General features: G+C 71.0%; 15 protein-coding genes. 10 read left to right on the forward strand and 5 right to left on the reverse strand.

Features of this window, described 5'->3' with window-relative positions; genetic code table 11:
• Positions 1-35 precede the first annotated feature (35 nt).
• Positions 36-491 carry a hypothetical protein gene (locus JOL79_RS21560; RefSeq protein WP_230985204.1) on the forward strand — a complete coding sequence of 152 codons (456 nt, stop codon included), beginning with the start codon at positions 36-38 and terminating at the stop codon, positions 489-491.
• A 115-nt stretch (positions 492-606) separates the two neighbouring features.
• Positions 607-1,020, forward strand: a complete 414-nt coding sequence (locus JOL79_RS21565; RefSeq protein ID WP_210157687.1) for a hypothetical protein — start codon at positions 607-609, stop codon at positions 1,018-1,020.
• 39 nt (positions 1,021-1,059) lie between these two features.
• Here JOL79_RS21565 and JOL79_RS21570 read toward each other — a convergent pair whose 3' ends face one another.
• Both JOL79_RS21570 and JOL79_RS21575 read right to left on the reverse strand, forming a co-directional pair.
• The gene (locus JOL79_RS21570) at positions 1,060-1,413 is read right to left on the reverse strand and encodes a DUF742 domain-containing protein (protein ID WP_307848655.1); all 354 of its coding nucleotides are present in this window, start codon (positions 1,411-1,413) and stop codon (positions 1,060-1,062) included.
• On the reverse strand, positions 1,410-3,584 hold the full coding sequence (locus JOL79_RS21575) for a sensor histidine kinase (RefSeq protein WP_210157689.1): 2,175 nt from the start codon (positions 3,582-3,584) through the stop codon (positions 1,410-1,412). The genes JOL79_RS21570 and JOL79_RS21575 overlap by 4 nt, the downstream gene beginning before the upstream one ends.
• A 249-nt stretch (positions 3,585-3,833) precedes the next feature.
• Between JOL79_RS21575 and JOL79_RS21580 the strand changes: the two genes are divergently transcribed.
• On the forward strand, positions 3,834-4,196 hold the full coding sequence (locus JOL79_RS21580) for a hypothetical protein (RefSeq protein ID WP_210157690.1): 363 nt from the start codon (positions 3,834-3,836) through the stop codon (positions 4,194-4,196).
• Positions 4,197-4,224: 28 nt separating this feature from the next.
• Here the strand turns inward: JOL79_RS21580 and JOL79_RS21585 are convergent, their stop codons facing one another.
• Positions 4,225-4,980: a crotonase/enoyl-CoA hydratase family protein gene (locus JOL79_RS21585; RefSeq protein ID WP_210157691.1), complete on the reverse strand. Its 756-nt coding sequence runs from the start codon at positions 4,978-4,980 to the stop codon at positions 4,225-4,227.
• A 493-nt stretch (positions 4,981-5,473) separates the two neighbouring features.
• Here JOL79_RS21585 and JOL79_RS21590 point away from each other — a divergent pair, with 493 nt between their 5' ends.
• Complete coding sequence (locus JOL79_RS21590) at positions 5,474-6,871, forward strand: sugar transferase (RefSeq protein ID WP_210157692.1); 1,398 nt, start codon at positions 5,474-5,476, stop codon at positions 6,869-6,871.
• 1 nt (position 6,872) lies between these two features.
• Positions 6,873-7,937 carry a glucose-1-phosphate thymidylyltransferase gene (locus tag JOL79_RS21595; RefSeq protein WP_210157693.1) on the forward strand — a complete coding sequence of 355 codons (1,065 nt, stop codon included), beginning with the start codon at positions 6,873-6,875 and terminating at the stop codon, positions 7,935-7,937.
• Between the two features lie 146 nt (positions 7,938-8,083).
• On the opposite strand, the gene JOL79_RS21600 is transcribed toward JOL79_RS21595, so the two are convergent.
• A complete protein-coding gene (locus JOL79_RS21600; protein WP_210157694.1) occupies positions 8,084-9,064 on the reverse strand; it encodes a DUF4082 domain-containing protein in 981 nt (326 codons plus the stop codon).
• Positions 9,065-9,294: 230 nt separating this feature from the next.
• On the opposite strand from JOL79_RS21600, the gene rfbB reads away from it, so the two are divergent.
• Together rfbB and rfbD are read left to right on the forward strand one after the other, a co-directional pair.
• Positions 9,295-10,263, forward strand: a complete 969-nt coding sequence (gene rfbB / locus JOL79_RS21605) for a dTDP-glucose 4,6-dehydratase (RefSeq protein ID WP_210157695.1) — start codon at positions 9,295-9,297, stop codon at positions 10,261-10,263.
• Positions 10,260-11,108 carry a dTDP-4-dehydrorhamnose reductase gene (gene rfbD / locus JOL79_RS21610; protein WP_210157696.1) on the forward strand — a complete coding sequence of 283 codons (849 nt, stop codon included), beginning with the start codon at positions 10,260-10,262 and terminating at the stop codon, positions 11,106-11,108. The genes rfbB and rfbD overlap by 4 nt, the downstream gene beginning before the upstream one ends.
• On the opposite strand, the gene rfbC is transcribed toward rfbD, so the two are convergent.
• Entirely contained in the window at positions 11,090-11,680 is a 591-nt protein-coding gene (gene rfbC, locus JOL79_RS21615) for a dTDP-4-dehydrorhamnose 3,5-epimerase (RefSeq protein ID WP_210157697.1), read from the reverse strand. The genes rfbD and rfbC overlap by 19 nt on opposite strands.
• Before the next feature lie 125 nt (positions 11,681-11,805).
• Between rfbC and JOL79_RS21620 the strand changes: the two genes are divergently transcribed.
• Genes JOL79_RS21620 through JOL79_RS21630 form a run of 3 tightly spaced genes read left to right on the forward strand, consistent with a single transcriptional unit; the run spans position 11,806 to position 14,455 of the window.
• Positions 11,806-13,032 (forward strand): class I SAM-dependent methyltransferase, encoded by a 1,227-nt coding sequence (locus JOL79_RS21620; RefSeq protein WP_210157698.1) that lies wholly within the window; start codon positions 11,806-11,808, stop codon positions 13,030-13,032.
• Entirely contained in the window at positions 13,029-13,808 is a 780-nt protein-coding gene (locus tag JOL79_RS21625; RefSeq protein WP_210157699.1) for a sugar phosphate nucleotidyltransferase, read from the forward strand. The genes JOL79_RS21620 and JOL79_RS21625 overlap by 4 nt, the downstream gene beginning before the upstream one ends.
• Complete coding sequence (locus tag JOL79_RS21630; RefSeq protein ID WP_210157700.1) at positions 13,805-14,455, forward strand: PIG-L deacetylase family protein; 651 nt, start codon at positions 13,805-13,807, stop codon at positions 14,453-14,455. The genes JOL79_RS21625 and JOL79_RS21630 overlap by 4 nt, the downstream gene beginning before the upstream one ends.
• Positions 14,456-14,461 lie beyond the last annotated feature (6 nt).

Below are 14,461 nucleotides of genomic sequence, written 5' to 3' on the forward strand. Positions count from 1 at the left end.
TCTCCGGATGGGTACTTACACCGGGGGGGATGGCCATGAGGAAGATCGTCGCTGTTGCCGCGCTCGCCGCGCTGACCATGCTCGGCACGGTCGCCGCCGGAACGGGCCACCAGCACCGAGCCCAGCCGCGGGCCGACCGCCGGCCGGCCGAGAGCCCCACCGTGGGCCAGGGCGACCCCGGGGAACGGGGCGAGCAGGCCAAGGGAGGGGAGGGCGTGCGGCAGGAGGTCAGCGGAGACCAGTTCGCCATCCTCCTGAAACAGTGCCGCTACGCCGACACGCGCCAGGCCCGCCACGACTGCCGGGACGCGGTCCGGGCGAGATATCGGATCGGCGCGCGCAACCCGCTCCTCGACTGCCGCACCTACTCCGGCGTCACCGTCTGCGGGCCGCTCCCGCTCAGCCCGGTCGAGGAGGAGTGCGTCACCCAGTCGGTCGCCGGCGGGCTGACCAGGCGCCGGGCCGAGGTCGAGTGTTTCGCCTTCCGGTGAACCTGGACAGGTGACGTGGCGGGAGACTCGGATCGGAACCTGTGAATGCGGGAGATGAGCCGCGAAACCTCCCGTTTCCGTCGGCATCGCGTCATGGATGATCTAGCCTGCGGGGGTGGACGCCAACAGTCAGGGCGCCGCCGACCTCCTGACGGCTCTGCTGCGCACGGCGGCGCGGTTCAGCGAGGCGGGCCGGGCCGTCTCCCGGGAGTTCTTCCCGCATGTCCGCGCCACGCCCATCGCCGATCTGGCCGGGCCCGCCGTACGGCTCGGCGCGGAGCTGGAGCTCCCCGGTCACGATGTGGTGCTGGAGGTCCGGGTCGCAGTCGCGGACGGGACCTTCCGCGTCAGCGGCGAGCTGACGCTCGACGGGGCGGACGGCGCCGTCTCGGGGGAGACGGGCCTCGACCTTCCCCTGGTCGAGACGGCCGACGCGGCCCGGCTCGCCGCGCTGCTCGACCGCTACGCGGACGAGCTGACCGCCCCCGTACGGCGGCTCGTGGGCGCGCTGGTCGAGGGCGGCGCCTGAGGTGGCCCCTCCCGGCCGCTGCGAGCGCCTGACGGCCCGTCAGAGCGCCTGAAGGCCCTGGATCACCTCGCGGAGGATGCGCTCCTCGGGCAGCTGGGCGACGGTCGCGGGCGGCCGTGCGGTGATCAGACCCTGGTCACGCAGATCGCTCAGCAGGATGCGGACGACGTTGAGCGACACGCCCAGATCGGAGGCGAGATCAGCCACCGAGGCCGGAGACCTGCACAGTTGGAGGATCTGCAGGTGCTCCGGCGGCAGCGGCGACGTGATCTCGTACGCGGCGGGGGCCGTCCTGATGATGGTCATCAGGTCGAAGTCGGGCCCGGTCGGCCTGGTCCTGCCCCTGGTGAGCGTGTAGGGACGCAGGAGCGGCCCGAAGTCCTCTTCTGTCACGACTCCTCCTGGGCGCGTCGCCATCCCGACTGGAATGAGGAGAACAGATCCGGCCGTTCGTCGTCGCGACCCGGATCGGTGGGGGGCCGGTCGTCCCCGTCCCCGTCGTTCCGGGGCTCCTCGCGCAGCTGGGGGGCGAGGTTCGCCTGCCGTACGCGCCGGGGCAGGGACGACCCGGAGTCCGGCCCGGCGGTGCCGGACCGGCTGGGCGGAGTCAGGGCGAGGGCGGGCGCGGGGTCGGGCGCGGGCGGCATGATCCGCTCCGCCGTGGGGTCCGCGGGCCGGTTCACGGCCATGAGCTCCGTAGGCAGGAGAACGACCGCGCTGGTCCCGCCGTACGGGGAGGTCCGGAGGGAGACGCGGATGTCCTGGCGCCGGGCCAGCAGCCCGACGACGAACAGGCCGAGCCGGTCGCTGTCGGCGAGGTTGAACTCCGGCGGGTTCGCGAGCCGCTCGTTCAGGTGATCGAGCTCCTCGGGGGCGATGCCGAGGCCACGGTCCTCGATCTCCAGGGCGAAGCCCCGCGCGACGACCTCGCCCCGGACCTGCACCCGGGTCTGCGGCGGGGAGAAGATCGTGGCGTTCTCGACCAGCTCCGCGACCAGGTGGATGAGGTCCGTCACCGCGGAGCCGGCCACCGAGGGGCTGTGCGGCAGCGCGATGTCGACCCGCAGGTAGTCCTCGACCTCCTCGGTGGCGGCCCGCACCACGTCGTAGAGCCGGACGGGGTCGCGCCAGCCCCGCGCGGGCGCGGCGCCGGACAGGATGATCAGACCCTCCGCGTGGCGGCGCATGCGGGTGGTCAGGTGGTCGACGCCGAAGAGCTTGTCCAGCACGTCCGGGTCGGTGACCTCGCGCTCCAGGCCGTCGAGCATGGTGAGCTGCCGCTGGAGCAGCGACTGGCTGCGCCGGGCGAGGTTGAGGAAGACCTTGTTGACCCCACGGCGCAACTCGGCCTGGCGCACCGCGGCCTCCACGGCCGTGTGCCTGACCGAGCCGAACGCCTCGCCGAGCGTCTCGATCTCGACGGTCTGGCTCGCCGTGACCACAGGCGGCGCCTCCGCCGCCACGTCCACGTCCTCACCCTGTCGCAGGCGTTCGACGACGGCGGGCAGCCGGTGATCGGCGAGCTCGCGCGCCGAGTCGTGCAACCCGACCAGCTCCCCGGTGAGTTTCCGGGCGAACCTCACGGAGATGAACGCGGTGCCGAGCACCGCGGCGAGGCCCAGCAGGCCGGTGAGCCCGATGCGCCACAGCACACCCTCCGCGAGCGGCACCGAACGGTTGGAGATCACCTTGCTTCCGGCGGCGTCGTTGACGGCCATGGCCCGCGTGAGCGCCTCCGCCGAGGTCGGCCACGAGATCGCGTCCGGCGGCAGCGGCCGGCCGGATCGCACCTGGGTGATGATCTCGTTCTCCATGTTGGCGAAGGCGCCGTACACCGCCGAGGCGGTCAGGTCCCGGTACGGCTTGCCGATCTCGTCGTCGAGCTGGCTGGAGCCGAGCTGGTAGAGCAGCCGCCGCTTGCCGACCATGCCGGAGAAGGCGTCCCTGTCGTCCTGGGACATCTTCCCGCTGGCCGTGGCCCCGGTCACGAGGGCGGACTCCTGGCTGACGATCTCACGGCTGCGGGTCAGCAGGATCAGCGACTTGGTCTGGGTCACCAGGTCGAGGTCGGAGGAGATCATCAGGCGGTCGTACGCCTCGAGCGCGATCTCGTTGATGTCGCTGTAGTCCTGGATCGCGCTGATGCGGCTGATGTCGCGGTCGTCGATCCTGCCGCGCAGGCCGTCAAGGCCGCGGATCTGCCGGATGAGCTCCTGGACCCGGTCCCACATCGCCGGTGGCGTCTCGTCCGCCGCGTTCTCGGCCTGCTGGGCGAGTGTCTGCGCGGCCGCGTCGGTCATCCGACGCTGTGACTCCAGGTCGCTGTGGACGCCGGAGGGGGACGAGAGGTAGTGGACCGAGAGGAAGCGCTCCCGCTGGATGTGGCCGATCAGGGTGCCGACCGGCTGCACGACGTTGGTGAAGACGGTCTGGATGCGGAGCAGTTCCAGCCCGCTCTGCAGAGTGATCGTCGCGGTGAAACCCCAGATCGCGGCGAGTGCGATGACCGGCACGAGCAGGATCGCGAAGAGTTTGAAGCGAATGGACCGTTTCCGACCAGCCATGCGTCCCGCCCGTCGGTGATGCCGTTAACAGTGGCGAAACCTTAGCAATCGATAAGCGACCCTACCAGGGATCTTTCTAACGAATCCCACACTAAGCGGCACTGTGCCGCATTCCCCATCATTGCGGGCTGGAATAGGACTCGCTGGTCACCGACGGATCGCCGGGGCCGGACCCCGCCGATGACGCTGCGCCCATGTGTCCCGTCGTTCTCTTGCGGGGGGCCGCCCCAAGTCGTCACAATCGCGCCCATGCACGGCAACGCAGTGCCGGACTCTTATGTCTACGTGACCGAAGAGGGCGTGACCCGCCACTACTCCGACGGCAGCGTCGAAGCCCTCGCCTGGGAGGACGTCGTCGAGGTCAGGGTGGGCGGGCAGGCCCCGGCCGACGGCGCGGGAGACGTCCTCATCGTGCTGCTCGACCGCGACGGCGAGGGATGCGTCGTCCCGCGCTCGGCCACCGACGCGAGCTTCCTGGCGCGGCTGCGGTATCTGCCGGACTTCGACCTCGACCGGCTCAGCACGGCCGTCGAAAGCGCCAGGGACGGATTCGTGGTGGTGTGGCGGAGCCCCGATCCGCCCACGCCGTTGCCCGACCTCGAATACGACTGACCGACCCCCCTGTTCTCCGCCGTGCGGGTCAGGCGCCGTGCCGGCCGGCTCCCGAACGGAACCGCTCGACGTCCGCCAGACGCTCCGCGCGCAGCGTCGCCAGGCCGTGCCGGAACTCCGCGGCCAGCGCCTCCGGCTCGGAGAGCCCCTCCTGTTCCAGCACCGAGAGGCGGTCGCCGCGCAGGCACGCCTGCGGGAACGCGGCGAGCGTCGCCGCCAGCCCCTCCGCGGCCTCCCGGGCCGTGCCCGTGGGGACGATCCGGTTGACCAGTCCGATTTCCAACGCCTCGGAGGCCGGTACGGCCCGGCCGGTCAGGATGAGGTCGAGCGCGCGTCCCGTCCCGACGAGCCGCGGCAGCCGTACGGTGCCGCCGTCGATGAGCGGCACCCCCCAACGACGGCAGAACACTCCGAAGGTGGCGTCCTCGGCCGCGACGCGCAGGTCGCACCAGAGCGCCAGCTCCAGCCCGCCCGCCACGGCGTGGCCCTCGACCGCCGCGATGACCGGTTTCGAGAGCCGCATCCGGGTGGGCCCCATCGGGCCGTCGCCGTCGGGTTCGACCCGGTTGCCGCGCTCCCCGCCGACGGCGTGCAGGTCGGCGCCCGAGCAGAACGTGCCGCCCTCGCCCCACAGGACCGCGACCGACTGACGGTCGTCGGCGTCGAAGGCGCGGAACGCGTCCGCGAGCGCCTCGGCGGTGGGCCCGTCCACCGCGTTGCGCACCTCGGGCCGCCGCAGGATCACGGTTGTCACCGGCCCGTTCGTGTCGATGCGTACGCTCATGAATCCGAATCTAGTTCGGCCGGAAGGCGGGAGGCAGGCCCGTATTGAGTTCGCGGACCGGCCGTTGTGAGGGTTTCCTGATCGCCGCGCCCGGCCGGGACCTGCGCCGGTCGCCGCTCCGGCCGCCGTGACGCTCTCGACGTGCGGGAGGGCGCGGTGTTTCGGCAGGTCACGGGCTCGCATACTTCGGGGCCATTTCCCCCGAAGGGTGTCGAAGCAGGCATCGTTGGACCGTTCCGTCAAGTCATTTCGATGTCAGCGCTACGGCCAAATGTGGACAGTGTGTGTCGTTCCCCTCGGCGTAGATCGCTCTTTAATATCGAAGCCTGATAACCGCCCAAGAAGCGCATGTGCTTCCGGTCAACCTATGTGGCGGAACAGGCGTCATGTCTGCAGAGTCCGGCGACTAGGGGCGTGATAGATGGAGACGCGGTTGGGGCCGACCCAGACGCGAACTGTCCCCACGGATGTTCCGCAGCGGAGATACGGCAGCATGGCGACGGCGGTCTACTTCAGGCTGCTCATGGCCGGAGATCTCGCGTGCTCGATCCTCGCGTTCTGCGTGGTCGAAGGGGCTCGCCTCGCGCTGGGTGCGTTCATCCCCATGGTGGATCTGTTCTTCGGCATCACTCTGACCATCCTGTGGCCGGGCGTCCTGGGCCTCGTCGGGAGCTACCGCAGGAGCGCGCACGGCGAGGGCACCGAGGAGTTCCGCGCGGTCGCCCAGGGCGGCTTCGGGCTGGTGGCGACCATCGCGATCGGTGCCTACGTCACGCAGACCACGGTGGCCAGAAGCTACGTGATGGCGATGGTGCCGCTCGCGACGTTGATCACGCTGGTGTTCCGTCACCGCATGCGCAAGCGGCTGCACCGGTCCCGCTCGCGCGGCGACTACCTGCGGCGTGTCGTGGCGGTGGGGCATGGCGCGGCGGTCCTCGACCTCGTCATGCAGTTGCGGCGGCAGCCGTACCACGGGATGCGGGTCGTCGCCGCGTGCCTGCCGAACCCGCAGGACCGGGGCCGGCGGCTCGACGTCGACGACGTGCCCGTGCTCGGCGACTTCGCCGACGTGGCGGCGGTCGTCGACAAGGTGTCCGCCGACGCGGTGGCCGTCCTGGCCTGCCCCGAGCTGGACGGGGCGGCGCTGCGCCGGCTCGCGTGGGGCATCGAGTCGAGAGGCGCGGAACTGTTCGTCGCCCCGGCGCTCATGGACGTCGCGGGTCCCAGGGTGAGCGTGCGACCGGTCGCCGGAATGCCGCTGCTCCATGTGCAGCACCCCGACCTCGACGGCGCGCGCCAGCTCGTGAAGAGCGCGTTCGACAGAGTGGTCGCGGCGGTCGCGCTGGCGGTCCTGGCGGTGCCGATGCTCGCCATCGCCGCCGCGATCCGCGTCACCAGCCCCGGGCCCGCGCTCTTCCGCCAGATCAGGGTCGGCCGGCACGGGCGGGAGTTCGAGGTGCTCAAGTTCCGCACGATGGTGGTGGACGCCGAGAAGATGCGGCAGGTGCTCCTTGACGACAACGAGTCGGACGGAGTGCTGTTCAAGATTAGGAACGATCCAAGGATCACCCGTGTGGGAGCGGTGCTGCGCCGCTACTCGCTCGACGAGTTCCCCCAGCTCATCAACGTGTTACGAGGCGAGATGTCCCTGGTCGGCCCGCGGCCGCCGCTGCCGTCCGAGGTAGAGCAGTACGCCGTGGACGTGCGCCGCCGTCTCGTCGTCAAGCCCGGCATGACCGGTCTGTGGCAGGTCAGCGGCCGGTCCGATCTGTCCTGGGACGAGTCGGTCCGGCTTGATCTGCGCTATGTGGAGAACTGGTCGCTCATGCTCGACCTGCAGGTGCTCTGGAAGACCTGGTCGGCGGTCACGCGCGGCGACGGGGCGTACTGACGTGAAGGCTCTCGTCCTGGCGGGCGGTTCCGGCACCCGCCTGCGCCCCATCACGCACACGCAGGCCAAGCAACTGGTGCCGGTGGCCAACAAACCGGTGCTCTTCTACGGCCTGGAGTCGATCGCGGCGGCCGGTATCCGTGAGGTGGGCATCGTCGTCGGCGACACCCACGCCGAGATCGAGGCCGCGGTGGGCGACGGTTCGCGGTTCGGCCTGCAGGCCACCTACCTCCGCCAGGAGGCGCCGCTCGGGCTGGCGCACGCCGTGCTGATCGCGCGCGACTTTCTCGGCGACGACGACTTCGTCATGTACCTGGGCGACAACTTCATCGTGGGCGGGATCGAGGGACTGGTCGACCGCTTCCGCGCCCTGCGGCCGAGCGCGCAGATCATGCTGACCCGGGTGTCCGATCCCCGCCAGTTCGGCGTCGCGGAGATCGACGCGCACGGCCGGGTCGTACGGCTTGAGGAGAAGCCGCGCGAGCCCAAGAGCGACCTCGCCCTGGTCGGGGTCTACCTCTTCACCCCGGCGGTGCACGAGGCGGTCGCCGAGCTCAAGCCGTCGTGGCGGGGCGAACTGGAGATCACCGACGCCATCCAGTGGCTCATCGACGCCGGCCACGAGGTCGAGCCGTCGGTCATCTCGGGCTACTGGAAGGACACCGGAAACGTCACCGACATGCTTGAGGTGAACCGGCTCGTGCTGGAGTCCCTTGAGCCCCGGAGCGACGGCGACGTCGAGGACTGCGAGCTCATCGGGCGGGTCGTGGTGGAGGCCGGAGCCTCGGTGCGCGACTCCCGCATCGTGGGCCCGGTCGTCATCGGAGCCGGGACCGTGGTCAGCGGCTCGTACGTCGGGCCGTTCACCTCGATCGGCGCCGACTGCGTCATCGAGGGAAGCGAGATCGAATACTCGATCGTGCTGTCGCGCGCCTCCATCAGGGGGGTGCGCCGGATCGAGGCCTCGCTGATCGGGCACGACGTGGAGGTCACCCCGGCGCCGCACGCGCCGCGCGCTCACCGGCTCGTGCTGGGAGACCACAGCAAAGTGCAGATCATCTCATGAGCCCGCATCTCGCGCCGGGGGGCGTGGCCGGGACCCCGCCCCCCGTGCGCGGGCCGTCAGGTGTGGCAGGAAAGCGGGCCGGTCACGTGGATCCGGATACCGCCGGTGACGATCGGGATGAACGCGGGCCCGCCGTCCCGCGCGCTTCAGGGCGCCGACGACGGGCGCATGGCCGGGCTGGGGGCCGTTGTCGGCTCCGCGGAGGGTCCGGCAGGCGACGCGCCGACGGACGGCTCGGTGAACGGGTCGGTGAACGGGTCGGTGGACTGGGGAACGGAAGGGTCCAGGAACGGGTCAAGGGAGGGCTCGGCATAGGGCTCGTCACTGGGATCCGGCGACAGGCGTGGAGCGGACGGCCGGAGGCTCGGCGTGACCTCGGCGACTTCGCCGGACGGGCTCGCCGAGGCGACCGGACCCGTGCCTGGACCCGTGGCCGGGGCGGGCCGCCTCTCCAGCCAGCGATAGATGGGACCGACGTAGTAGTTGTAGTCCTTCGGGTTCCACCGCTTCGGGAAGCGGCTCGCGCCGTAGGAGTAGACGCCCACGCGGCGGGCCGCCGTGCTGAGCGGCCCCGACCGCAGCGTCCTGCTCGACGGGCGGCCGACGTACGTGCCGTGCTCGCTGTGGTAGGAGACGGTGTAGACCTTGCCGGCCTCCACCGGCACGGCCTTGCCGAAGCGGGCCTCCTGCCAGCCGGACCGGCTCTCGCCCTCGAACGCCACCGTGGCGAGGCGCGTCCCTCTGGAGCTCCACAGAGTTCCCGTGTGGGTGCCCTGCTCGCCCCGCGCCTTGAAGAAGCGCACGCCGGTCACCCAGCCGTCCTCGGCCGCGGTGAAGCGGGTGCCGAGCTCGACCGGGGCCCGGTCCACGTGGACGGGCGGGCCGGACCGGTCGCCCGCGGACCACAGGCTGGTCTCCCTGGCCTGGAGCGTCATCCGCGGCTGGGCGACGGGCGTGGGCGCGGGAGCGGAGCCTCCGGTGAACCGGGCCGCGACGAATATCGCGGGGATCGCCGCCGCGACGAGCGCGGTCGCGACCAGCAGGGCCGGACGCGGGCGCGCCAGGCGCCGGAGCGCGCGGGCGTATCCGGATCTCGCTCCGTGGCGTGGGTGTTTGATGGGGGCCATATCTCCGACCTCCGCGCCGAGACGCTGGGCTCGTCCTTCTGTCCTTGCCGTTCCACTGCCGGGGGCTATTGTGACGCGTGAGGTGACGACCCCGCATCAAATCGGCGATACCTCGTCTTTTATTCACTCGGACCAGGCCTTTGGCGTGCCGATTTCCCCGCTGAAACGCCATGCATTTCCCCCTTATTGCTACTTGTGCTAAAAGCCGTTCAAATCTGGAGATTTCTGACGTGAGGTTATTGATCACCGGTGGGGCCGGTTTCATCGGCTCCGAGTACGTGAGGACCGTGCTCACCGGTGGATATCCCCCCTTCGCCGGAGCGCGGGTGACGGTGCTCGACCGGCTCACCTACGCGGGAAACATGGCCAATCTCGCCCCCGTCGAGGGCGGTTACGACTTCGTCCAGGGCGACGTCTGCGACGCGGAACTGCTCCGCGACGTGGTGCCCGGTCATGACATAGTGATCAATTTCGCCGCCGAGTCCCACGTCGACAGGTCGATCGACGGAGCGGCCGAATTCGTGCGCACGAATGTCCTGGGCGTGCAGACCCTTCTCGACGCCTGTCTCGACGCCGGCGTGCGCAAGGTTGTGCAGGTGTCCACCGACGAGGTCTACGGCTCGATCGACACCGGCTCATGGGACGAGAGCGCTCCGCCGGCCCCGCGTTCGCCCTACTCGGCCGCCAAGGCCGGAGGCGACATGCTGGCCAGGGCGTACGCCGTCACCCACGGGCTGCCGGTGTCGATCACCCGGTGCGGCAACAACTACGGGCCGTACCAATATCCCGAGAAGGTCATCCCGCTGTTCGTCACCAACCTCATCGAGGGCCGCCGGGTCCCGCTCTACGGCGACGGAGGGAACGTCCGCGACTGGATCCACGTGGCCGACCACTGCCGGGGCATCCAGCGCGTCGCCGAGGTGGGGGAGCCCGGCGCGGTCTACCACATCGCCGGGACGGCCGAGCTGTCCAACCTGGAGCTCACCGAGCGGCTGCTCGCCGCGTTCGACGCGGGCTGGGACCGGGTCGAACGGGTGGCGGACCGTAAGGGGCACGACCGGCGCTACTCGCTCGACGACCGGAAGTTGCGCGCCCTGGGGTACGCCCCCGAGATCGCCTTCGAGCAGGGCCTGGCTGAGACCATCGGCTGGTACGTCGACAACCCCCAGTGGTGGAAGCCGTTGCGGGCGCGCGCATGAAATGGATGGTGACAGGCGCCAGGGGCATGCTCGGCGCCGACGTCGTGACGGCCCTGAGCGTCGTGCCGGGTGAGGACGCCACCGGTTTCGGGCGCGACCTCGACGTCACCGACGGCCGGGCCGTGGAGGAGGCCCTGGACGCCCTCGCCCCCGACGTCGTGGTCAACTGCGCCGCCTGGACCGACGTCGACGGCGCGGAGGCCCGTCCGGACGACGCCATGGAGGCCAACGGCCGCGCGGTCGAGGGCCTCGCGCCGGCCTGCGCCAAGCGGGGCGTGCGGCTCATCCACGTCTCGACCGACTACGTCTTCGACGGCACCGGCAGCGAGCCGTACGGCGAGGACGCCCCGGTGGGCCCGATCAACGCGTACGGGCGGTCGAAGCTGGCGGGGGAGCGGGCCGCGCTCGCGTACGGTCACACGGTCGTGCGGACGGCCTGGCTCTACGGGACCAGGGGCCGGAGCTTCCCGGCCACGATGATCCGCCTGGCGGCCGAACGGGAGACCGTGCCGGTGGTCACCGACCAGACGGGCCAGCCGACCTGGTCCGCCGACCTCGCCGCCCGGCTGGTCGCGCTGGGCCTCTCGGACGCGCCCGGCGGGGTCTACCACGGCACGAACGCTGGCCGGGCGACCTGGTACGAGCTCGCCCGCGAGGTCTTCACGCTGCTCGGCGCCGACCCCGGCAGGGTCGTCCCCACCACGAGCGCCGCCTTCACCCGGCCCGCCCCGCGTCCGGCGTGGAGCGTGCTGGGGCACGGCCGCTGGGCGGAGGCCGGCCTGCCGCCGATGCGGCACTGGCGGGAGGCCCTGCGGGCGGCCTGGCCCTACCTCAGCGTGTCGTAGAAGGCGAGGCAGGCGTCATGGTCCGGCAGCAGTCCCGTCTCCCTCGCCTCCTTGAGCGAGGGGGCGGCCGCGTCCTTGGCCGACAGGATCGGCTCGACGTCCGCGGGCCACTCGATCCCCAGGTCGGGATCGAGGGGGTGGACGCCGTGCTCCCTGCCCGGCGCGTACGGCCGGGAGCAGAGGTAGACCACCGTGGCCATCTCGCTCAACGCGAGGAAGCCGTGGCCCAGCCCTTCCGCGAGGTAGACGCCCCGCCGGTCGGCGTCGTCGAGCAGCACGGTCTCCCAGGCGCCGAACGTGGGGGAGCCGACTCTGAGGTCGACGACGACGTCGAGCACGCTCCCGGCGACGCAGGTGACGTACTTGGCCTGCCCCGGTGGGACGTCGGCGAAGTGGATCCCGCGCAGCGAGCCCTTCCGGGAGACCGAGCAGTTGACCTGCGCGAGGTCGAGCGTGTGCCCGGCGGCCTCCCGCAGGTCGGCGGACCTGAAGGATTCGAGGAACGCGCCGCGCTCGTCGGCGTGGATGCGGGGGGTGTGGCACCAGGCCCCGGCGATGCTGAGCCGATCCATGGACGAAGCATCGCATATGCCGATGCGGCTCGATTCCTTCCTGTTAATGATTGCGTTCATGGCAACCGGCCGTGGACCCCGCACGTCTTTTCCGACGGCAACCGATGTGGTGAGGGAGCAAATTGATGACAACGTGCCGGTTATGCGGGTCCGCGGCGCTCGCGAGCGTCGTCGACCTCGGCGCGACACCCCCCTGCGAGCGGTTCCTGACGCGTGAGCAGCTCGACGAACCGGAAACCACCTACCCCCTGCATCTGCGCCTGTGCACCGACTGCTATCTGGCCCAGATCCCTCCGCTGATCACTCCTGAGGACACGTTCACCGAGTACGCGTACTTCTCGTCGTACTCGACGTCCTGGGTGGAGCACGCCCGCCGGTTCGTGGCCGGCGCGTCGGAGCGCCTGGGGCTGTCGGCGGGCTCGTTCGTCGTCGAGGTGGCCAGCAACGACGGCTACCTGCTGCGCCACGTCGTGGAACGCGGGATCCGCTGCCTCGGCATCGAGCCGTCGGCCAACGTCGGCCAGGCGGCGAAGGACGCCGGGGTGCCGACCCTCACGGCCTTCCTCTCCCCGGAGACCGGCGCCGCCGTACGGGAGGAGCACGGCCCGGCCGATCTCGTCGTCGCCAACAACGTGTACGCCCACATCCCCGACGTCATCGGCTTCACCCGGGGGCTGCGGGCCCTGGTGGCCGACGACGGCTGGGTGTCGATCGAGGTGCAGCACCTGCTCACCCTCATCGAGAGCACGCAGTACGACACCGTCTACCACGAGCACTTCCAGTACTACACGGTCGCGTCGGCGCAGCGGGCCCTGGCGAGCGGCGGGCTGGCCCTGGTGGACGTGGAGTCGCTGCCGACCCACGGCGGTTCGATCCGGCTGTGGGCGCGACCGGCCGAGGCGGCGGGGGAGCCGGGCCCGCGGGTGGCCGACCTGCTGGCCAGGGAGAAGGCCGCGGGCCTGCACGAGCTGTCCGGGTACGCCGAGTTCGCCGCCCGGGTGGCCCGGGTGCGGCGCGACCTGCTGTCCTTCCTCATCCGGGCGGCCGAGGAGGGCCGGACGGTCGTCGGCTACGGCGCGCCCGGCAAGGGGAACACGCTGCTCAACCACTGCGGTGTCCGCCCCGACCTGCTGGCGTACACCGTGGACCGGAACCCGTACAAGCACGGCAGGTTCACTCCCGGCACCCGCATCCCCATCCTGCCGCCGGAGCGGATCGAGCAGGACCGGCCCGACTACGTGCTCGTGCTTCCGTGGAACCTCCGCGCGGAGATCACCGAGCAGCTCGCCTACGTCCGCGACTGGGGAGGCAGCCTGGTCTTCCCCATCCCCCGGCTGGAGGTCGTCTCGTGAAAGTCGTCCTCTTCTGCGGCGGCTACGGCACCCGCATGCGCACCGGCACCGCCGGCGACGTCCCCAAGCCCATGCAGCTCGTCGGGCCGAGGCCGCTGATCTGGCATGTGATGCGCTACTACGCCCACTTCGGGCACACCGAGTTCATCCTGTGCCTGGGGTACGGCTCCCACCACATCAAGGACTTCTTCCTCAACTACCAGGAGACGACGTCCAACGACTTCGTCCTGCGCGCCGGCCGGGTCGAGCTGCTGTCGACCGACATCTCCGACTGGTCGATCTCGTTCGTCCAGACCGGCATCGACTCGCCCATCGGTGAGCGGCTGCGGCGGGTCAGGGACCACATCGGCGGCGACGAGATGTTCCTGGCAAACTACGCCGACGTGCTGACCGACGCCCCGCTGCCCGACATGATCGACAGGCTCACCGCCTCCGACGCCGGGGCGCTGATGATGGCCGTCCCGCCGGCGGAGACGTTCCACTGCATCGAGCTGGGCGAGTCGGGCAAGGTCGGTGGCATCACGCCGGTCAGCGAGATGCCGCTGTGGGTCAACGGCGGCTACTTCGTGCTCCGCCAGGAGATCTTCGACCACATCCCCGAGGGCGGCGACCTGGTGGCCGACGGCTGCGCCGAGCTGGCCAAGCAGGACCGGCTGCTGGCCTATTCGTACCGCGGCTACTGGCGGCCCACCGACACCGTGAAGGAGCGGGTCGCCCTCGACGAGGCGTACTCCCGCGGCGAGCGGCCGTGGGCGCTGTGGGAGCGGGCCTCGTGATCGGGCTCGCACCGGCCCGGCTGGAGCGGGTCGCCGCGCTCGCCGCCCACTGCGACGACCTGCCGATCGGCGCCGGGGGCACCCTGCTCACCCTGTGCCGGGCCCGGCCGGGCATCCGGGTCGACGCGCTGGTGCTGTCGGGCGGGGGCACCGAGCGCGAGGACGAGGAACGGGCCGCCCTCGCCGCCTTCTGCCCCGGCGCCGACCTGCGGGTCACCGTGCGCAAGCTGCCCGACGGCCGGCTGCCCGCACACTGGGACGAGGCGAAGGAGGCGGTCGAGGAGTTGCGCGCCGCCACCGACCCCGACCTGGTGCTCGGCCCCTGGCAGGGGGACGCCCATCAGGATCACCGGGGGCTCGCCCGGCTCGTGACCACGGCGTTCCGCGACCATCTCGCCCTGGGCTACGAGATCGCCAAATGGGACGGCGACCTCGGCAGGCCCTCGGCCTACCAGCCGCTCGCCCCGGAGGTCGCCTCGGCCAAAGCGGACCTGCTGCTGGAGCACTACCCCTCCCAGCGGGCCAAGCCGTGGTACGACCGCGAGGCGTTCCTCGGCCTGGCCCGCCTGCGCGGGATCGAGTGCCACGCCCGGTACGCCGAGGCGTTCCACCTCTCCAAGCTCACCCTTGACCTGTCAGGAGGCTGACCCGAC

It is taken from the genome of Microbispora oryzae, assembly GCF_017896165.1.
GTDB lineage: Bacteria > Actinomycetota > Actinomycetes > Streptosporangiales > Streptosporangiaceae > Microbispora > Microbispora oryzae.